Raw genomic sequence first — 21,768 nt, forward strand, 5'->3', positions numbered from 1 at the left:
GATAAGCATAAGATTAGAGCATTCATTGGCACGATCGAAATACTCACGCGCTCTACTGTAATTTATATACTCTACTATATCTCGAATAGCACTTAACTTACTTTTGCTCAGTGCTTACAACATCCAATTCATCTCTATCAATCACATCTAAGTCTTCTAGACATAGTTTGTCATATTCCTTTCGGCAGAAATCAGGATCAAGTTTGCACATGGCAGCTTGTAGTTGATCCAAACGATTTTCTGACTGCTGAATATGCTCGAGCATTTTAGCAAAAGCTTCAGCGACAGGGTCTTGTGAAGAGGGGTCAATACCATAAGCTTGAAAGGCTGTCTCACGTGCGCTGCGTACAGTGTCTTGCGCTTGCTTTTCGGCAGCGGAATCCTTTTGCTTGCTGCCCTCTACTTTGGGAGTAATTGGATTGCCTTTTTCATCGTGATGCTCTGAAATCATGCGAGCGGCGCTACCGACCATCGTCGCGCCGGCAGGTACAGGTTTGACGACTACAGCATTTGAACCAATTTTGGCATTTTTACCGACCGTGAATGGGCCTAGAACTTTTGCACCCGCACCTACAATCACGCCATCTTCTAGAGTTGGATGGCGCTTGCCGTTATTCCAGGAGACGCCGCCAAGAGTCACACCATGATATAAGGTCACGTCATTACCAATCTCTGCCGTCTCACCAATCACCACACCCACACCGTGATCAATAAAGAAACGCTTACCAATCTTGGCAGCAGGATGAATCTCAATGCCTGTCATGATTCGAGAACCGTAAGATATTGCACGAGCGGCGAACTTTTGGTCATTTTTCCATAGACAGTGCGCGCCGCGATGCAGAATCAGAGCATGAATGCCAGGGTAGGTTAATAGCACCTCTAGACTGTTGCGAGCTGCTGGATCACGATTGAATACCGCTTCAATATCTTCTTTCAGGTCTTGTTTGATATTGGCGATCGATTTGAATAAGGTGGTTGGCAATGACATAAAAAGTCCTATCTATTCTTTAGTAGAATTTCGTCAGTGAAAGTTTGTCAATATAAAAAGATAAATCTATCTAGCAAGCTTATCAGTATATTTTTGCATCCGTGTTATTAAAGTTATAACAGTTTTGTGTGACAAAATATAGCGCTGGCCTATAAAACCCCATAAAAACCACCAATCAACATCGGTTTGTTTTTAATTGATGAGGTTTTTGTTTACCTTTAGCTTTTTAATAGCTTAGCAATCAGTGCGCTCAATAGCTGATACTCTTTTTGATCAAGCTGCACGCGAGAGCCAAGTCGAGACAGTCTTGATGGCAATGATTTTAGATGATCGCTATCTGCTAAGCCGCGCTGAATCATAAGTTCAGTCGTACGCTGGGTCAGTTGTTGCAGCTGCTGATGAGTGATAGCCGGCTCATCCCATTGCTGGCGCAAATGCACATCCAACATAGGGTGAGAGATTGTATCTTTATTATTCTCGTCAGAGTCTTTTAAATGTGCTTGAGCATAAGCAAAGATAAAGCTGGCAATCACCTGTACGGCTGATGCCACATTCAGTACTGGGTAAGCTGGATTGGCGTCAATCTGAATATGGTAGTCAGCATAAGCGAGCTCTTCGTTGGTCAGACCGCGATCCTCACGACCAAATAATATGGCGATGTTTGGCTGGTCTGTGAGATGAGCGCTTTGAGCATCAATAAAGTCAAACATGATTTTTGCCGCTTGGGTTGGCGTAACGACAGGCCGCGGCAAGTGACGGCTGCGACTACTGGCCGCAAAGACTAATTGACAGTCATCAATGGCAGTCTCTAACGTCGGTACAATGGTAGCTGACGATAATACCTCAATACCACCTGCCGCATGAGACTCACTGGTGTCATCAATCGGTAGCTTGGGATCCACTACTGTCAATCGTGATAAGCCCATGGTATGCATGGCCCGTGCTGCTGAGCCAATATTGGCAGGCAGGGTAGTGTTAACCATGACAACTTGTAGGCAAGTGAGATAGTCCTCAACGTTGAGCGCTGATAGAGAGGTTTGAGGAGGTACTGAAGATGAAGGAGAAGTGCTCATTATTGACTCAATCGTTGATTAATCTCTTGTTCGGCACGTTGTAATGCCATTGATAGGTTTTCTATAAGGTCAGCTTGTTGGCTGATAGTTTGTTCACGGCAGTGGAATTCTAATTGATCACTGAGGGCCACCAGCTGTGACGCACCTAAATTAGCACTGGCACCTTTGAGACCGTGAGCTGCATCAAACCCAACGGCATTGTCATTGGCCGCTTGAGCCGCACGTAAAGTGATAATACGCTGCTTACTATCAGTGAGGTAAGTTTGCACCAATTCTATAAAGTCTTCTTCGAGAAGGTCACGCATGTCTTCAAACTGCTCAGAGTTGATGATTTCACCATCGACAGTATGGTTGTTATTATTGACAGTGTTGTTGTCACTATCATTAACGCTAGCTTTGGTCATAATCGAGTATCCGATAATTTAGGACGTGTGATCCATTGGTTTATAATAGTAAAGTTATAAATGCTTTGATGCCTGACACGCCCTAAGCTAATTGTGAGGTAATACCAAACCCAAAAAGTGCAATTCACTTTGTCAAACTTGCTCAGCCTACTAGGTGTAGTACTTGCGCAAGTTTTCCGCGTTACTCTAATTTTTGGAAATGGTATAAGTTTGCATTATCAATTTTGCACTATCAATAAAGCGTAAAGATAGATACTAACTATAATGAAAGTATAGGTCTTCTTCGTCAATCATGCTCTTTAGCTGTTGCAAGTTATCGTCATTGGGATAGACACGCCAGTGTTCAGAAAGGGTTACGTTGGCAATACCATAATCTTCGTAAACGCTCAATCCAAGCGGGATGCAATTGTCATTGATGACAGCTTCTGAATTCACAAATGCCGCGTCAGAGCTCATACCTTGGTCTAGTGCCAATAAGTCATTGCCTTCTTCATCATATAAGTTGCCACCCATGGTTGGATCATAGGAATGGCTACTACCTGTGTCTTGCTCGTCCTGCTCGTTATCATAAGCCAGGCGCGGCGGCGGTATCAGATGAGCTTGCGCTGACTTGAGTAATGGCTGCATATGTGTCAGTAAGTTGATATCACTGCCATGGACTTTGACGCTGATTTTTTTTAGCCAGCGCAGGCGAGCGTCAACCATGCTCATTGCGTTATCAAGACGTGCAAAGATACGACCATCACGTTCACGAATACTGCCTTTAATGATGACCACCTCATCGACTTTTAGCTGATCTTTTACGCGGTTAAAACGCTCAGCATAGCAGCTGACTTCCAGTCGTGAAGTGCCATCATCTAAGGTAATGACGTGACGGTTACCAAAGTTTGCCATATCAATAATAAGGCCAGCAAAGTAACAGCTGCCGTTATAGCCAGTATCTGTTAAGCCATCAAGACGCGCACCTGAGGTATAGCGTTTCAGCTCATCACGGTATTCGTCGATGGGATGTCCAGTTAAGTATAATCCCAAGGTGTTTTTTTCAGCTTTTAGGCGATGTTTGTCTCCCCAAATGAGCTCTGGTGTCATCACCAATGGCGGTGCCGCTACTACGCCGTCCATCTCGCTAAATAAGTCCATCATACCGATCTCGCGGTTCTGACGGTCTTGCTCTGCCGCTTGCACGGCACTGGGTAGCTGACTCATCAGCGCGCCACGTATCTCGTAGGCTTCGTCGCTTGGCAAGTCAGGTCTTAAGGTAGCGGCAAAATCATCAAAACAGCCTGCGCTGACCAAGGCTTCAAGCGTGCGTTTATTGACCTTTTTGATATCCACACGGCGACAAAAGTCGTAAAGATCGATAAAAGGTCCGTCGCGGCGACGTGCTGAAACAATGGATTCAACAGCGCCTTCACCCACGCCTTTGATCGCGCCAAGCCCGTAGATAATATTGGTCGGTGTGTCTGAAACGAAATGCCACTCACTGCGGTTAACAGAAGGGTTTACAACGGTGAGGTCAAAATTCTCACGGCAGTCATTGATAAAGAACACCACGTTGTCGGTGTTGTTCATGTCAGAAGTGAGTACTGCTGCCATAAATTCAGCAGGGTAGTATTGTTTTAGGTAAGCAGTTTGATAGGCCAAGACTCCATAAGCGGCAGAATGCGATCTGTTAAAACCATAACCTGCGAACTTTTCCATCAGATCAAAGACGCCGCCAGAGGTCGCTTCATCGATACCTTGCGCGGTGGCACCAGTCACAAAGATATCACGCTGCTTGGCCATCTCTTCGGGTTTCTTTTTACCCATTGCACGGCGCAGCATGTCAGCACCGCCTAAGCTATAACCTGCCATGACCTGTGATATTTGCATGACCTGCTCTTGATAGACAATAACGCCGTTGGTGTTTTCTAAAATAGGCTCAAGATTTGGGTGGTCATAGATGACTTCTTCGCGGCCATGTTTGCGATCGATATACATCTCTACCATACCGGCATCAAGCGGACCTGGACGATACAGCGCACACATCGCGATGACGTCTTCGATATTGGTTGGTTGTAATTTGGCCAGATACTTTTTCATGCCTGTACTTTCAAGCTGGAAGACAGCGGTGGTCTTGGCTTCTTGCAGTAGTTTATAAGCGTTTTTGTCATCTAGTGGCAGGTCTTCTAGCACTAGCGCCTCTTTGCCTTCTCTAGCGCGGCGTTTATTGATGTTTTCAACGGCAGCATTAATAACCGTTAGGTTACGTAGACCCAAAAAGTCAAATTTTACCAGCCCCACGTCTTCGACGTCATCTTTATCGAACTGACTGACTCGGTGGCCTTCATCATCACAATAAATAGCACTAAAATCGGTAATCCTATGTGGAGCAATCAATACACCACCAGCGTGTTTACCAACGTTTCGGCACACGCCCTCTAATTTAATCGCCATCTCCCAAATCTCAATGGCGTCTTCATAATCCATGTTGTCAGGGTTCGAAACCAAATCTTTGAGCTGCGGCTCTTGTTCAAGCGCTTGACTGAGAGTGATACCAGGGGTTTTAGGAATCAGTTTAGAGAGATTGTTGGCCAAAAAGTAAGATTTGCTTTGTACTCGTGCCACATCTCGTACCACTGCTTTTGCCGCCATGGTACCAAAGGTAATAATCTGCGACACTGCTTCGCGGCCGTAAGTTTGCGCGACATACTCAATGACCCGATCACGACCTTCAATACAAAAGTCAATATCAAAGTCGGGCATGGAGACACGCTCAGGGTTCAAGAAGCGCTCAAATAAGAGATCATAATGAATAGGGTCTAGATCGGTGATGTTTAGCGCATAAGCGACTAACGAGCCCGCACCAGAACCACGACCTGGCCCAACTGGCACGCCATTGGCTTTTGCCCAGCGGATAAAATCCATAACGATTAGGAAGTAACCAGGGAAACCCATGGATAAGATCACTTCAAGCTCATACTCTAGGCGTTCATCATACTGTTTGCGAAAGTCGCTCCAACTATCATCGCGCGCCTCCACAGGAAATAGCTTGTCTAAGCGATTGTCTAGCCCGCGCTGAGATTCTGCTCGAAAAAACGACTCAATGGTTTCACCTTCAGGTACGGGGAATTCAGGTAATACATTGATACCCAGTGTCAGCGTCACGTTGCAGCGAGTAGCGAGCCGTAAAGTATTGTCAACAACCTGAGGAATATCAGCAAACAGTTGCTCCATTTGCGCTTGCGTCTTTAGATATTGCTCATCAGAATACAGACGAGGACGATTTGGGTCAGCCAGTACATAAGACCCTGCGATACAAACCCTAGCTTCGTGAGCGTCAAAGTCCTCTTGCTCTAAGAAACGCACATCATTGTGCGCGATAATAGGTAGACTGTGCTTAGCGCCTGCATGAATGGCAGCCTTGATAAAAGCATCTTCGCCAGAACGACTGGTACGTTTGATGGCGAAGTATAAGCGATCGTCAAACTGTGCTTGCCACTCTAAAATAAGCTCATCGGCTTTTTCTGGCATAGAGCTGACAAGGGCTTGACCGACGTCTGACTTTTCCGTAAATAAGACAATCACACCAGCGGCATGCTCAAGAATATGACAGCGCTTGACGACTGGGGTGCCATGATTGTCAGGGTCTGCCCGTCCTTCAGTGTAGCCAAGTGAGACAATGCGGGTGATGTTTTGATAGCCCTCATTGTTCATCGCCAGTAGCACCAGACGCGTGTCCTCATTATCCATGATGACTTCGCTACCGATAATCGGCTTGATACCAGCGCCTAGGCAGGCACGATAAAACTTCACGGTGCCATAAAGGTTGGATAGGTCGGTCAGCGCAAGTGCACGTTGATTGTCTGCTGCCGCCGCCTTAATTAACGGCTTTATGCGCACGATAGAATCGGTGATTGAATATTCGCTGTGGATGCCAAGGTGTACAAATGCCATAGAGGACTCTTACTGATACGATCAAAGGGAGAATAAGCTACTAAGAAATAATTTATTATTATCAATGATTTAGATTGCTGATTTGAGGTAAATAAGACGTTGCTGGTCGTATTTAGGCGTTTTAAATTAGGTCGTTAATAATAGCATTGTTTGTCACAGACAGCCACTGGTTCGGATGGTTTAATCTCTCTTAGATACTGGACTAAGTGGTTTGAGTGATATTGAAAGCTCGTGAAAGTTACGTCAAAAACCCTTCTATACGCTGAGGCATAGAAGGGTTTTTGGGAGTGATGGTTTTCGGCATTGAAGTCTTTCTGGTTCAATACCCAACCACCGCCGCATCAACGATACGCGGGTCAGAAGAACCATAGACACCGTTTGGCGTAATCATAATCGACTGCGTTGAGCCCATTGTCGCTTTTGGACTGACGGTATGCCCCATAGATTCAAGTTTTTTAACCGTATCAATATTTAACGCCTTTTCAGTGCGAATCTCATCAGGCAGCCACTGGTCATGGATACGCGGCGCATGAGTGGCCTCAGCGATATTCATATCATGGTCGATGACATTGGAGATAATTTGAGTGACGGTGGTAATAATACGGCTACCGCCTGGGCTACCAGTCACGATATAAGGCTTGCTGTCTTTAAATACCAACGTCGGACTCATCGAGGACAGCGGGCGTTTATTTGCTTCTACTGCATTTGCCTCACCGCCAGTTAAACCATAGGCGTTGGCTGTGCCAGGCTTGGCAGAAAAGTCATCCATCTCGTTATTAAGTAAAATGCCGGTACCTTCAGCGACAAGGCCCGTGCCGTAAGAGAAGTTCAGCGTATAAGTATTGGCTATCGCATTGCCGTCTTTATCAACGATAGAGAAATGCGTGGTTTGGTCGCTCTCGTAAGGTAGTGGATTGTTGGCTTTAATTGTGGCTGCTGGCGTGGCTTGGTTTGGATTAATTAAAGTTCGCAGCTTATCGGCATACGCTTGAGAGGTGAGACCGCTGGCAGGCACATCGATGAAGTCCGAATCCCCCAAATACTCAGCTCGATCGGCATAAGCCAACTGCATGGCTTCCGCCATCAAGTGAATGGTTTGGGCGCTATTTTGCCCGTGGTCACCCAGCGGAAAGCCTTCCAAGATATTTAAAATCTGCACGATGTGGATTCCGCCAGAGGAGGGCGGCGGCATAGAGACAATCTCATAACCACGATAGTCCCCTTTGACTGGCTCGCGAGCGATGGCTTGATAGTCAGCCAAATCCTGCAAGCTCATATTGCCACCTGCTTCATTGACAGCTTTGACAAGCTTACGCGCTGTTTCTCCTTTATAAAAGCCATCAGCACCTTGTGCCGCAATCAACTTTAGTGAGCGCGCAAGCTCTGTCTGTTTTAGGCGTTCACCAGGCTGATAGGCACTGCCGTCAGGTTTAAAAAACACCTTTTTGGTACTTGGCCATTTTTGCAGGCGATCGGTTAATGCGGTGAGCGACTCCGACAAGCCAGCAGTGACTTCTATACCATCTTCAGCCAGTGCAATCGCTGGCGCCATCACTTGCCCGCGGCTCATGGTGCCATGATCTTCTAAGGCTTTTAATAGCCCTGCGACTGTTCCCGGTACGCCTACGGCTAAGCCATGATAGCGAGATAAGTCACTTACCGCATTGCCTTCCTCATCGAGATAGATATCACGCGAGGCGCTGCTTGGCGCTTTTTCACGATAATCGAGCGCTACTGTCTTGCCTTGCTCGGCATCATAAATCATCATAAAACCGCCGCCGCCAATGTTGCCCGCGCGCGGCAGGGTCACGGCCAAAGCAAAGCCAACAGCGACGCCAGCATCAACGGCATTGCCACCGTCTTTTAGAATCTTCAAACCAATATCTGACGCTAGCGCTTCTTGAGAGGCGACCATGCCACTTTTTGCCCAGACTGGGTGATGAATGGCATCAGCTGAGTAAATGGCTTGATCAGTTTTTGCAACGGTACTAACGCTAGGGCTAAGCGCACTATTTGGCGCTGCAAGGGTCACACGCCGGTTTTCAGTCAAAACCATGGGCGAATCCGTCATGATAGCGAGATTTATCGCATCCAGATTCAGTGAGCTGTTATTAATGGTATTGTTTTCAGGTGCACTATTTGCATCTGATTCAAGCGCGTGAACAGAGGTAGACAGCAATAACATACTGCTAATAACTAGGGCGGTGACTTTGGAGGGTTTAATCCTACGGTAAGCAGCATCGTGATTAGCATGAAAAAATGGATATGGCATCGCAAATTCCTTTTTACGAGTGAAAGAGTGAGCAGGCTAGTCTTAAAGAGTGTTAAGTTAGATACTTATTTATATATTAGCTTAAATATTAACCTAGATAGTAACGAAAATAACAGATCGTAGAAAGCTATTTATCAACTTTTGCCCTTTATTTTTTCTTTGTTGGATATAGGATTAGTAAGTCTCGAGGTAAAACCTAATGTTGGGTTTTTAAATAATCACGCGTACGCTCATAGCCGTATTGCCACTGCGCTTGCATTTGCTGTACGAAGCCATCGTAATCTGCATGAATCAAGTCTATGCGCCCGTTTAAGATGTTTAAACGCTTGCGTACATGCTGACCCGATAATGCCTTGCCATTGTCGGCAAAAGGTAACCAGTGAATACGTTCGTTGTTAGACGCAGTCCTAGATAAATTACTTGGATAAGCCAGCATTTCTGCTAAGCGCTTGTTTGGATCAAAACCAAAGATACGTTTGATGGCTGGCGCGGCCAGTACCTTATCGTAAGGAGATTTGTGTTCAGCAAATACAGTGTTGCCAAACTGCGCTGCCAGCTCAATGGGCGTCAAGTTAATCACGCCACCAAGACACCAGCCTAAGCTTGGGATATGGGTTGGCCGCAGATAATACATATCAGCCATCGAGGCTCTCACAGCTTGCTTGATATCCCAATGGTCAACGACATGAGTGTTTTTGAGAATGCGCTGCGGTGCATAATGATGGGTAGGGCAGTGTAAGGATAATTGCTCTAAGTGACAGGCTAGCTTATGCGGGGTGAACAGTAACTCTTGTAGTCGAGCGACGGCTTGCTGCTTAGGTTGTAGGTCGATATCGCTCTGCGCTATTCGGCTGGCAACGATGGCGATATCTGGTACTGTAGGTTTGAAATTAGCTAGGGCGTTAGTTGAGATTGAAGGCCCTTTTAGCTTGATAAGCTCATCAAGCCAATAGTCATCATTATCGATTTCGAACATAGCAAGGCGATTCAATTCTGATAACAGATCGTCAGATGTCTCACGGCTGTGGATAGTGCCGAGCAGCGCAGATCTTTGCATAAGACCCCAACGCTTTAAAGCATGGTAAAAGTAGCGCGGTTTTGATGTACTACTGATTTTTGCAAATAGATCTACTGATGAGCGGTAATGTTGGCGTGCCTGAATAGATTGCACCACCTGATATAAGGTCTTACTCTCTGCTAATGCTTTAAGCTGCTGTGGGTCTGAGGTGATGTCTATCAATAGCGCAGATAGACTACCACCACAGGTCGCGAGTATCAGGTCAGGCTTTAAGTCATGAGCGCATAATGCCGCATAACTACCAAGGTAGTAACCAAAGCGCGCGCCACCACCAGAAAACAGCTGAACGCGCGCATAAGGATGAAGAAAGGAATCTGTCATTTTATCAAGTGGCTTTAATAGCGAGGGAGACGGTAAAAATACCGAAGCGGTCAATGCGCATGTCTAGCTTTTTAAAGCCTGCTTGCGTGACCAGTTGATCCATCTCTGCTTGTGAGCGACAGCGCATCACCCAGCTGCTGCCACGATGGTTGTTGAGGGTTTTACTGATGAATTCTTGCTCAGGATGCCAAGGCTGATTGGTATAAAGCAAATAACCTCCCGGCGCCAAACTGTCGTTTATACCCTTTAAAGCAGTACTCACTAAATCATTATCTGAGAATAACTCAAAGACACCAGAGGCAATGGCGATATCAAAGCTGTTGTTTTCAATGCTATTGTTTTCAACGCTATTTCTTGAATCGCTATTTTTTAAATAATTGTCACGATAACTATCTGCGTCAAAAGCATCTTTCTTCACAGCGATAACGCGCTCATCAAAGCCAAGCCTTGCGGCCTTGTCACTGAGCACTTGCACATTATGCGCATCATAATCTCTAAGCTCGGCGTTTAATTGCTCGTATTCAGCAAGCAAGTCAAACACGTAATAACCATTACCACTGGCGATATCTAGAACCCGTACTGCCTGTTCAGCAGATTTTGCTATTGCTGGCTGCTCATGCTGTTTATCCTGCTTACTATGGATAGCCATGCGCGCTAGCTCTAATATATGCTGACGGCGAATACGAATCCCTTGCCAGCCAATGTTGCTCAGATAAAACTTATCAACGGCTTTACCAAAGGCGTTTTTACCTTTAGGCGTGTTGGCATAAACTTTGTCTAAGGAGCTGCCAGAGTCAAATCCGTGTTCAAGCCCAGTAGCAATAGCATCGCTGACGTGACCGAATTTTTGCATGGCAAAGCGAGTCAAGGCAAAGCTTGGATTAAATGGTTTGATCGCTAGGCGGTCGACTTTATCTTTACTGGCGCTGCCCATATGCGCATAGGTTAAGTCTGGCGTCGTAACAGGCTGTGCAAATAGACTGTCTGCGAAATCAATACAATCCGTAAAAACATCCGCTTTATGGGTCTCATGAAAAATGGCGTGAAAACTGTCAGGATATAGCTGCCAACGTTTATTCTGCGAGCTCAGCTGCTCATAAAAGGTGCGCTCAGCTTGCTTGTCCACGACGTAGTCTTTACCTGCGCACAGTATAAAGGTAGGTGTGGTGATAGCGCTGGCATCATCTAGTAGCCTTTGACCAGTGGCATGGGTATCTATCAATAAGTCGCTAGAGATAGAACCTGATATCAATGGATCGGCGTTGTAGGCGGCTTGTGCTTCTTTATCATGGGTGAGCACTTGGGCTTTGACATAGCTTGAGACGCGTGACATAAGGCCAAACTTGCGGGCAACCTTCAAGGCAGGTATTGCCAAGGGTATATATAGGCGAATACTCAGCGCTGGCGTGCCCAGTATCATACCGCGGATGGTTGGCGCATAGTCGTGTACCCAAGCAGCAGCTAATACCGCGCCGATGCTACTAGCGACTATCAATGTATCTTCAATCGCGATACCCGTCTGCCTGATGACTAAGTTCACAAAATCATTGAGGTCACGCTCAAGCTCGGTGACACTATCGGCGTGGTCTTTGATACCGCCAGAGCGTCCATTGCCGCGCGCATCCCAAGCAAATACTTGATAGCCTGCTTGCACAAAGCGTTCAGCCAGCTCAGTTAAGCGCCCTGAATGCTCATGACCACGGTGCAATAGAATGACTTGTCGCTTTTTATTTGGCTTGGCGTGGTCTGCAATATCCGCCAATGGCATGGTCAACCAATAACGATAATAAATCGCTGTGCCATCATAAGCATTAAAGCAGCTTTGCTCAGCGATCATAGGCATGGCTTTACCATTAGCCGAAGTTTTAGAGGTGGTACTAGCGTTTGATTTGGTTATGTTTGTATTTTTATGAGCATTTGATTTGGTGTTGGATGGTTGCATATTGATACGTCCTTGTAAGCTATGCGGTTGCAAAGCAGATGCAGTGGTGTTTTTATGAGTGTTGTTGATATTAATAGGTATGCGAGATTTTATATCAGGCTTGGTGTTAGATGTTGATATTGTTATTAGCCTGTCAATATTTAGGGAGGTTTGCTTGGTAACTGATTTTAGAGCTGGTGCAGGATGCCATTGCGCAAAATAATGGCTAGCAATAAAAGTTAAGCGATTGGCAGTAGTTTTTAATAGTAGTAGCTCATTGAGCCACAATAATGGACGGATGGTATGCATATAGCCGCTATTTGGATAACGCTGCGTAATGCCAGAGCCTATGACTGCCCCGATAATACCCAATTCTAATGCTCGGTCACTTTTACCCAAAGGTCCGTGATTCGCGCGTTGTTTTGTCGTTATATTGGCGGCAATGGCAATCAGTTCAGTAAGCGTGCTTAGAGCAATAATGAGTCCTAGGTGATGGCTGCCATGGCGACTTTGTGTGGGCAGATGTGGCGCTAAGCTGGCTATAAGAAGGTCATCTGAGACGATATCACCCACTTCATTGAGCACAGCGCCAAGCCTAGAGGCTTGGTTGTGCTCGCGTGCCATCATGCCGTCTATAGCATTTAACGCCATGCGTACAAACAAGGAAATAGGTAATAGCCACCAAACTTGATGGCTGTTATGTTTCTGGCTTTTATATATGGATGGTTTTGCAGACTTTGACTCTTTTAAATCCTTATCTGTTGCGTTATTGACAGTACTTGATTGTGTATCAAGCGTCGCAATGACGTAAGCCGTGCTAGCACTTAGTACGATGGCACTAATGGTGACTTGATTGGCAGTCACACCCATATCTACCAATTGGTCACTGATAGGGCGCAGCTTATCTTGAAATTGAGTCTTTAATTGATAGACGGACATGGTGATTAGCTTGGCTCAGGTAATGGTTTTAAAGGTAATATGAATCTTATCATATCCTCGTCAAAGCAGTTTTTTAATTAGAGGCAACTCATTACTTACTAATTTGTAATCTTTTGTGTTATAAATAATAACCATAGCTTATCTACAAATGTCCATCCGTCTAAATAATGGGATCTTTATGCCATCACACCACGTTAGCAACCATGATCAAAAGTACAGTGCTCATTCAGTATCTAATCGTTTATCCATAAATGATACAAACCATAGGCATAAATGGCCATCTTTAGCAGGATGCGCGCTATTGCTAGGTAGCGCTTCTATGGTGCTATCAGGCTGTCAATCAAATCCGACCGTATCTCAGTCTGCTAGCGTGTCAGGATCCTTAATTGATTTTAATAGCGCAAATACTGCGCAAAGCCAAGCACAAGGCCGAGCGTTTAACGCAAGCTTAAATGCGAAGTCCGAACATTATGCGCAGTTATTTGACCAAAGCCAATATCCCAATACTGAAAATCAAGCCAAATTGCGCCTGCTGACCGCTATTCGTCAGCACTTAGCCACAGAGCATGTGGCAGTGGCACAAGCCAATTATCAAGCGGTGCCTTTTATTCATCCAGACAGTATCGATGCGGGCTCTAGCAGTTTACTCAGAACGATTATTGAAACCTATGCTTATAAAGAGGCAGCCTCAGACAACTATGATTCGGACTATGAAGGCTATGATGAATACGGCGAGTATGATGCTGTAGAAGAAGCCGCAGCAGAAGCAGAGGAAGCTTATGACTATGACGCTTATGTTGATGCCGCGGATGAAGTGGTCGTCGTAGAAGAGGAGGCATACGAATCGGCTGCTATAGAATACGATGAATATGGCTATGATGAGGACGGTTTCGATCAGAATGGCTATGATAGAGACGGCTATGACTGGTACGGCTATGACGAAGAAGGTTATGATCCTGATGGCTACGATGAGTATGGTTATGATCGGTATGGAGATAGCCTAGAAGATGATTATAGTCGTGATGCAGATAATAGTTTGCTCTCAAAAATGTCAGATTTGCAGCCCAGAAAACTGTTAAAAAACTACGAAGCCATGCAAACGGCTAAGCAGCAAAAAGAGACTGCTAGCGCAGAAAATGAGTTTCCACCTTCATCATCATTGGGCATGGTAGGTCAACTACTTAGCATGATCCATCGCACCCCAGAGCAGGTAGCAGCATCGAATGCCTATCAGTATCAAAATTTGACTTTTAACAGTGTCAGCCAATACAAGCCTAAGCAAAAGCAACTACAAAGTGTCTATAGCTATGACTATGTCACACCGACGATTAGCTCATCGGTGCAGATACCTTTGGCCTTTGATTTTGCTAACAGTAGCATCACTGTTGACCCTTCGGCAATCATGCCTATTGTGGCGCTTGCCAACCCTGATAATACACCACTGCCTGCGCAGATGACCTCGCATACCGTAAATTTTGGCTTACCTGAGAGCATTGCCTCGCAGCTACCCTCAGCAGTGATCTATGATGCCGCCATTGCCGCCTTACAGGACAGTATGTCAGAGCTGGCACCAGAGCACTTTAGCGCGGTAGACATACGCGGTGATCAATTTGCCAAGCAGGTAGGCGCTTCTAAAGCGGTAAAGGTATATTTTGGTAGCCAACAAACTGGTGAGATGATTGGCAAAGTGCTCAAATACATGACGCAATCTTTACAAGAGTATGTCGATACCAATCCAGAGAAATATCCTGATGGTGCAAAACTTAAAACTGCGCTTGATAAGTTGCAGCTGTACAATAAAGGCTATCAAAGTGCCGATGTGGGCGCACTATTACAGCTCATCGAAGCCATTGCTCCTATCTCGTTTAACCAGATTAATTATTATTACTTGGACAGCTCAGATCGTCTCCTTGCCAAGCAGCAGCGCATGAACATCGGTGGGGATTTGATGGGCTCTACAACGACAGTCGTTAACCAAATACGCTACGATAAAGCCAGCTTCAATAAACATGCGTTAACCCCCTTATTAGTAGAGTCTTTTGGCGCGAATGCTACGCCTGCTATCGATGGTAATGCTTGGATTGCAAAACAACGCCAACACAAAGAGAGACTGAGAGCGGCACGTTATGCGCGTTATGACTATGATTATAACGATGACAGCTACATGAGCGATTACGACACACCATATAATATTACCGATGCTGAGGATGATCTTGAGTATGACGTCGCTGAAGAAAATAAATTTTGATGTCTAAGCAGCAACTTCGATATTAATTAACACTATTTGCTCATATTCAGGATAATGATTTTAAGGAATAAACATGAAAACCGACTCTCGCTCTGTAACGTCACCTTTGCATTTTACGATTACAAAACATAAGGTTTTATTGATTGGTAGCGTTTTGTCTGGGGCTATATTAGCTACTGGCTGCCAATCGACCAGTCTGGCTCAAAGCAATACGCTGGCTACAAAGCAGACACCAGCGGCTGCCAAAACAGCATTGGCAAGCGCATTACAAAAACAGCGCCGCCAGTCTTTTAGCTACCATAGCAATCTTGAAGTCAGTAATGATCAGCAATTCACCGATGTGGATAGTCAGCAACTGGCCGTGTCAGATTATGTCGAAGCGCACTGTGAAGATACTCATGACAAGGCCTATGCTGCATTATTAGAGCAAGCTGAAGCACAAGATAAGGAAGTATTAGCGACAGAGTATGATGCTCAGCGTAGCGCCATCAAACAATCTTATCTGGCATGTTCAGATGCTTATCAAGCATGGGAAGACAATAAGTACAATAGTCGCTATAACGCTGACTATGATGACAGTTCTGATTACGGTTACGGCTCTGATCATACGTCACAAAACAGCGATAATGCTAACGAAGCTAACGAAGATAGTAATCGTAAATTGCTGACTGCCATAGAGGAAGAATATGGAGGTGAAGGAGATAGTCTTGTTGAGACAAGAACCATTAAGAGTAACGCCATTAAGAGCAGCAACGTCGAAGAAAATACCGTTTCACCCTATTATCAGCAGCTGTTTGACAATTATGACGACAAATCAACGCCACAAGATATCAAAAAAGCTCAGCTGTTGGATGCTTATTTACTAAAGCCGTTGTCTATTAATGCGCAAGGGTTTTATCAGCCCATGGCTGGCAAGGCTACCATGCTCGCCAGTGTGCAATATCAAGTACGTAATCATCAAAGCAGTATCAATCAGCCTATCTATATCGATTTTAAAAATGGCAATATTTATCTATGGGCAGATAACTTTGCTATGCTAAATTCAGAGCTGTTAGACGATAAGCTGGGTACTAAGTGGAGAAATAAGTGGCTAAAAATAGCCATGGATGATGGTACGCTGCCCAAAGGTTTTGGTGGCGAGGTGATAAAAGCCCATTTTGAAGCGTTAGATCTTACTTATGAGCGCGCTCCTGTTAACCAGTTCAATTATGTAGCGCCTAATACCTTAGCCTCGCTTACTCCCAAAATGCCTGAGCATCAACTGCCAGCAATGCTAGCGAGTACTCAAGTGATTAGCCGTGTCCAAAGCACGGAGGATTATGAGCAGTTTTATCAAGATTATATGCGCCTCTTTTACGATCGTATTACCAAGCAGTATCCTGAGCTGATTAAAGATAAGGGTATGCATGAGCAGGCAGAAAATATCACTGATTCTAAAAACACTCAATTGACCAGTAAAGCCATGGTACAACAGGCGCTAGCGTTGATAAAAAGCATGATTGATAACGGCAGTAGCCCGACAGATGTCATTCCAAAAGGCAGTCTAAGCGAGGACTTAGCCATACAAGAGCTGTACGGTCTCGATAAACGTGGGCAGATTAAATGGCAGCATATACGCAGCGAATTTCCAAGCCAGACTCAGTCAGTACGCAACAAGTCAGATAAAGGTATCGTCATCGATATTCTGCAGCAGTATTCGCCTTTGCGCACGCAGGATATGGCATTCCCTAATTTAGCAGCCGATGTGCAGATCCCGAACGCGAGTAATAGTATTGACTTGCGCAAATATGGTAGCGAGCTTATCCAGTACTATCGTGATGGCAAGGGTACTACGATGGGTAAGATGATGTTTAGTGTCATGCCGCTGTTGGAAGAGCGGTTTGGTTCGATTGATTAAAGGTTGGTTAAAGCTACATAAGTTAAGCTTGATAAAACTGTGTCATCATTGAAAGCAACAAAGCGCACCGATTATTCGATGCGCTTTTTTATTAGCTGAGATCTAGATGAGCGATATATGTATCAATTTGACAGTTAACTGCGTGTTAGTCTTATTGATTTACGAGCTTACCTTGACCTTTGTTAGATCCTTGGCGTCCTTTTGCTTGTCTTTCTGCTTTTAACGCTTCAAGCTTGGTGCGTTGCTCAGCCGTTAGGACTTCCATGATCGCACTATGATTTTGCATACGATTACCAGAGTTGCTTTGTCTGATGGCTTGTATTTTTGCCTGCTGCGCTGCTGTTAGATTGAGCTCTGATAGTGGGCTGTTCTTACGCCCTTTTTGATTTGAGCCACGACGCCCTTCGGCTTGTCTTTGCGACTTTAATGTTTCAAGCTGCGCCCGCTGCTCGGCAGTTAATATATCCATAACTGCGCTATGATTTTGCATACGGTCGCCACGGTTGTTTTGTCTAATAGCAGCTATTTTTGTTTGCTGTGCTGCTGTCAGGTTGAGTTGTGACATTGGGTTTTTCATGTCGCCTTTGTGCATGCCTTGTTTCATACCTGCTTTATAGTTTTTTTGCACGTTGGTGGTGGGTGACGTATCCGTCGTTGCCCCGACACTGGTACAAGCGCTTACGGCAAATACGCTAGAGAGTGCTAATGCTGAGCCCATTAATAATTTTTTCATAATAAATCCTTTGTTTGACTTGGTTAATGAATAGGTTTTTTCAAAATTTTAGTTTCGACAGGGCCATGAGTAAATCTGACCAGTACTACGCAAATATAGTATTTAACTTAAACGTAGCACCTGCTGCTGATAGAACCTATCTTACGACAGTTAAAGGTTGCGAACATTTATGAAGTATTAAGAAAGGTAACGTTTGTGGCGCAGATAGCGCATTGATAGGTACTTGCCTGATATTATGGGTAATAACACTATTAACCTGTGAGGAGATGGGCATGGCAAGAATATTGCTAGGCGATGATGATGAAGAGTTGACTCAGTTGTTACAAGAATATCTGCATAATCATGGTGTTCAATGCGACTGTGTCCATGATGGAGAGGCAGTCTTACAGCAGCTCAAAGCGGTGAGCAATGATGCTTCTGCCAGTTCAGCTTATGACTTATTGGTGCTCGATATCATGATGCCAAAAATTGATGGGTTAAGTGTGCTACGGCAACTGCCGACCATCAGTGATATTCCAGTCATTATGCTGACGGCAAAGGGCGAGGAGATTGATCGGATTATCGGCTTAGAGCTTGGTGCTGATGATTATATTACCAAACCGTGCAACCCACGCGAGCTGCTGGCACGCATCAATGCCGTTATCAAACGTACCAACGCTGTGCACTCAGAGCATACACTGCTACCAGATAGCCGCTTGCACCTTGATCAAACCCAACGTCTCTGCCAGATAGATGGGATAGATTTACATGTCACCGGCACCGAGTTTGATTTATTAGTGGCTTTATTAAGACAAAAAGGGGAAGTGGTGAGTAAGTCATCGTTGTCAGAGAATGTCTTGCAGCGCGAGTTGCAGCCATTTGATCGTAGCCTTGATGTGCATGTCTCGCGCCTGCGCAAAAAACTACAACCTTTTCATGATGAGCCTATCAAAGCGATTCGTGGTAAAGGCTATCAGCTGGTACTGTAATGATGGACGCATCAATGAAAAAGCCACCTATGTTTAAAGGTCGAATGACGCTATTTTGGCGACTGTTTTTCAGCCTATTGTTGACGATAATATTTACTGCTATCTCATCGGTTTTAATCGAGCGTTGGCTCAATGAGAGGGCGCTAAATGCTCGAATGGAATTGCAGGTTGAGCAGTTATTAGCCAAACGTGAGTTACTAGTGGCCGCATTAGAAGTCGGTGAGATACCTCTGGTTAGACAGTTGTACCAGCAAGACCGTCGTTTTATGCAGCAGATAAGCATATATGATGAACAAGGAGTGGTCCTTTTTCCCAGATATGGTCGCATGCAGCAGCATAGACAAAGAATGCCATCGATGCCTTCTGCAGCGACTAGGCTACCTCAAACCCCTATGAGTCCTGAGGCTGCTATAAACGATACTGACATGGCAAATACGATGATTAATATCAATGATCGTCCTGAGCTGGCAGATACTGTGGTGACTTTGCCAGATGGCACGAGCGTTATCTTACAAATACGTCCAAACCTACCATTTTCTGAAGTTGTAGCGCTGCAACGCGGTAACTTTATAGTGCGACTCATCCTGATCATTTTATTCAGTACTTTGGTCAGCTTTTGGCTGAGCCGTACGATGATTGGGCGTATGCGCAATGTGCAGCATACTGTGCGGCAACTGATTGATGGAAACTATCAGGCCAATCCAAATCTATCTAAGCTTGGGGATGATGAGCTAGGGTTGCTTGCAAAAGATGTGGCAACGCTGTCAACGCGACTGGCTGATAGTGAGCTGGCACGCAAGCAGATGTTAAGTGATATCTCGCATGAGCTACGCTCGCCACTTGCTCGTCTCGACGTTGCGACTGAGCTGACTCGAGACTTTGCGCCGTATGCCAGTCGCTATTTAGATCGCATCGATAAGGAGTCTGCGCGGATGAACGAGCTGATTGAACACATCATTCATATTCAATCTCTACAAATGCAGCAATACACGATCGACAACTTAGAAAGCGAAGCGGTAGATCTCTCTGAGATTATTAGTGAGATTGGCAAAGACGTCTGCTTTGAGTTTCAACATAAAAACGTGCGCTGGCAATGGCAGACACCTGACGCTTCACTCTCTTTATTAGGAGATTCATCAACCACTGCTCCAGACACTCCTTGGGCAGTGCAAGGCAATCAAGAGCAGTTGCATAGTGCGCTTGAGAACGTCATTCGCAATGCTTTTATGCATACTGCAGCTGACTCAATAGTGACGGTAGAGATGATAAAAGTACAGATGGATAACAAGATACCTGCTATTCAAATCAGCGTAACAGACGAGGGCGGCGGGATAGTGGATAAGGATTTAGAGCGTATTTTTCAGCCGTTTGTGCGACTTGATTCTGCGCGTCATCGTGAAACAGGTGGCTATGGGCTGGGATTGGCGATCGTCCATGCGGTGGTCATGGCGCATAACGGTCAGATCAGTGTCGATAATAGACAAGATGGTATTCAAGGATTGGTGGTGAAGATGATTTTACCGACTTGATAGTAGGTAAAAAACATGATGATCAATTAAAGTTAGGTTATAAGCATCCAACATCTTATTCTGCGCATGATGTTGGATGTATTAGGGAGATAAATAAGAATTGTTTTACTGAATAACGGAAGAGAGAATATGTTTAAGTTCTAAACATTGGCGCAGTTGGTTTTAGTCCAACATAAGCCATACCTGCTTGACTCAACCAGTGTGGCTGAATAATACCATGTTGTAGTATTGCATGAATATCTCTATGTCTTTTTTCAATCTTAAAGATTTTGTATACAGAAGAGATGCCTGCAACAGAATAAATCTCAGAAGTCATCGCTCTTGCTTCTCTTGCTGCTTCACAAGCTGCCGCCCAGACATCGGCAAGCTGCACGTCGGTGAAGTTATCGTTATTCTGTGAAACTTCCCATAGAGCTGTAACACTATCATGTAATTGTGAGCGCCTAGAGGCTAGCAACGTCTTACTTTTTGCTATGGTAGTTTGCACTGCGGCACGGTCACGTATATCTGGATTTTTTCCGGGGGTCACATTTTCGACGCATATTTTAGTCAAATCATCCATCGTTGCTTTTAAAACACCTAAAGCCATTGCAGCGCAACCAGCAGCATTAATGCAACCAACGGGTAAACGGCTATAGGCGTTATCGATCCCCGCTTGGCCACCAAAGTTCACGGCATACTCTTCTTTTACGAAGACATCATTAACAACGACATCATGACTTCCTGTGCCGTTTAATCCGCCGACATTCCATGTATCAACTATCTCAACTTCTTCTTTTGGGATAAAGAAAAGCTTTAGGTTTGCTCCAGGGCCAAGATCGTCAAGAGTTACAGGGGACTCAGGTGAGCTAATCAGACATCGTAAAACAAACCAATCTGCCAACTCGCATCCAGATACGATGGTCCATTGACCAGATACGCTATAACCTCCAGGTACAATGGTGGCTACTCCTTCAGGGCGTGCTGAGTTTGCATAAACATGAGAGGGATTGTTAAACACCTCTTTCATACTAGTCTCGTCTAAATAGCGTCCAAGAGTACAGGACATATGGTTATTCCAAACTACCCAGGCAACTGATGCGTCAGCACTGGCTAGCGTCTCATATACTTTTAAGGTTTCTACAGGATTGTCCTCCCAGCCACCTAAAGATTTTGGCAAACCCATTCTAAATAAATTGAAATCTATGAGCCCTTCAACAACTGCTGAGGCAATTTTTCTAGCGCTTTCTGTTTCACCTCTATATAAATCTGCTAATCCGTAAATCTCTTTCGCTGAATCAGAAGGTAGGCTGTCTTTAACTTTTACTGAAGATGTATAACTCATTTTTTTCACCTTATTTTAATATAAGTAATAACTTTGGTCTGTTGTTAGCTTTTATTTTGTCATTACATATATGAATGAGTTAATAAGCACACTAACAAATAGTGGACAACTGAAGTTTAGTTTAGAATTTTATTTTT

General features: G+C 44.9%; 13 protein-coding genes. 4 read left to right on the forward strand and 9 right to left on the reverse strand.

Annotation, left to right across the window (positions count from 1 at the left end; translation table 11 throughout):
- Positions 1–97 precede the first annotated feature (97 nt).
- From cysE to JMY01_RS05690, 7 genes are all read right to left on the reverse strand, one after another.
- On the reverse strand, positions 98–988 hold the full coding sequence (gene cysE / locus JMY01_RS05660; RefSeq protein WP_201574672.1) for a serine O-acetyltransferase: 891 nt from the start codon (positions 986–988) through the stop codon (positions 98–100).
- A gap of 218 nt (positions 989–1,206) precedes the next feature.
- Entirely contained in the window at positions 1,207–2,061 is an 855-nt protein-coding gene (locus JMY01_RS05665; protein ID WP_201574673.1) for an RNA methyltransferase, read from the reverse strand.
- The gene (locus JMY01_RS05670; protein ID WP_201574674.1) at positions 2,061–2,465 is read right to left on the reverse strand and encodes an Hpt domain-containing protein; all 405 of its coding nucleotides are present in this window, start codon (positions 2,463–2,465) and stop codon (positions 2,061–2,063) included. The genes JMY01_RS05665 and JMY01_RS05670 overlap by 1 nt, the downstream gene beginning before the upstream one ends.
- 255 nt (positions 2,466–2,720) lie before the next feature.
- Positions 2,721–6,401 carry a DNA polymerase III subunit alpha gene (gene dnaE / locus JMY01_RS05675; protein ID WP_201574675.1) on the reverse strand — a complete coding sequence of 1,227 codons (3,681 nt, stop codon included), beginning with the start codon at positions 6,399–6,401 and terminating at the stop codon, positions 2,721–2,723.
- 319 nt (positions 6,402–6,720) lie between these two features.
- Positions 6,721–8,586, reverse strand: coding sequence for a gamma-glutamyltransferase (ggt, locus tag JMY01_RS05680; protein WP_201577280.1), 1,866 nt, complete (start codon positions 8,584–8,586; stop codon positions 6,721–6,723).
- Positions 8,587–8,869: 283 nt separating this feature from the next.
- Complete coding sequence (locus tag JMY01_RS05685; RefSeq protein ID WP_201574676.1) at positions 8,870–10,072, reverse strand: patatin-like phospholipase family protein; 1,203 nt, start codon at positions 10,070–10,072, stop codon at positions 8,870–8,872.
- Between the two features lie 4 nt (positions 10,073–10,076).
- Positions 10,077–12,932, reverse strand: coding sequence for an alpha/beta fold hydrolase (locus JMY01_RS05690; RefSeq protein WP_201574677.1), 2,856 nt, complete (start codon positions 12,930–12,932; stop codon positions 10,077–10,079).
- A gap of 178 nt (positions 12,933–13,110) precedes the next feature.
- On the opposite strand from JMY01_RS05690, the gene JMY01_RS05695 reads away from it, so the two are divergent.
- Both JMY01_RS05695 and JMY01_RS05700 read left to right on the forward strand, forming a co-directional pair.
- On the forward strand, positions 13,111–15,180 hold the full coding sequence (locus JMY01_RS05695; RefSeq protein ID WP_201574678.1) for a hypothetical protein: 2,070 nt from the start codon (positions 13,111–13,113) through the stop codon (positions 15,178–15,180).
- Between the two features lie 73 nt (positions 15,181–15,253).
- The gene (locus JMY01_RS05700) at positions 15,254–17,077 is read left to right on the forward strand and encodes a hypothetical protein (RefSeq protein ID WP_201574679.1); all 1,824 of its coding nucleotides are present in this window, start codon (positions 15,254–15,256) and stop codon (positions 17,075–17,077) included.
- A gap of 151 nt (positions 17,078–17,228) precedes the next feature.
- Here JMY01_RS05700 and JMY01_RS05705 read toward each other — a convergent pair whose 3' ends face one another.
- Positions 17,229–17,810 (reverse strand): Spy/CpxP family protein refolding chaperone, encoded by a 582-nt coding sequence (locus JMY01_RS05705; RefSeq protein ID WP_201574680.1) that lies wholly within the window; start codon positions 17,808–17,810, stop codon positions 17,229–17,231.
- A gap of 272 nt (positions 17,811–18,082) precedes the next feature.
- Between JMY01_RS05705 and JMY01_RS05710 the strand changes: the two genes are divergently transcribed.
- Both JMY01_RS05710 and JMY01_RS05715 read left to right on the forward strand, forming a co-directional pair.
- Complete coding sequence (locus tag JMY01_RS05710; protein WP_201574681.1) at positions 18,083–18,778, forward strand: response regulator transcription factor; 696 nt, start codon at positions 18,083–18,085, stop codon at positions 18,776–18,778.
- A gap of 14 nt (positions 18,779–18,792) precedes the next feature.
- Positions 18,793–20,307 (forward strand): cell wall metabolism sensor histidine kinase WalK, encoded by a 1,515-nt coding sequence (locus JMY01_RS05715; RefSeq protein ID WP_227677702.1) that lies wholly within the window; start codon positions 18,793–18,795, stop codon positions 20,305–20,307.
- 133 nt (positions 20,308–20,440) lie between these two features.
- Here JMY01_RS05715 and JMY01_RS05720 read toward each other — a convergent pair whose 3' ends face one another.
- Positions 20,441–21,631 (reverse strand): hypothetical protein, encoded by a 1,191-nt coding sequence (locus tag JMY01_RS05720; RefSeq protein WP_201574683.1) that lies wholly within the window; start codon positions 21,629–21,631, stop codon positions 20,441–20,443.
- Positions 21,632–21,768 lie beyond the last annotated feature (137 nt).

The sequence above is a fragment of the Psychrobacter sp. H8-1 genome, assembly GCF_904846575.1.
GTDB classification, from domain to species: Bacteria; Pseudomonadota; Gammaproteobacteria; order Pseudomonadales; family Moraxellaceae; genus Psychrobacter; species Psychrobacter fulvigenes.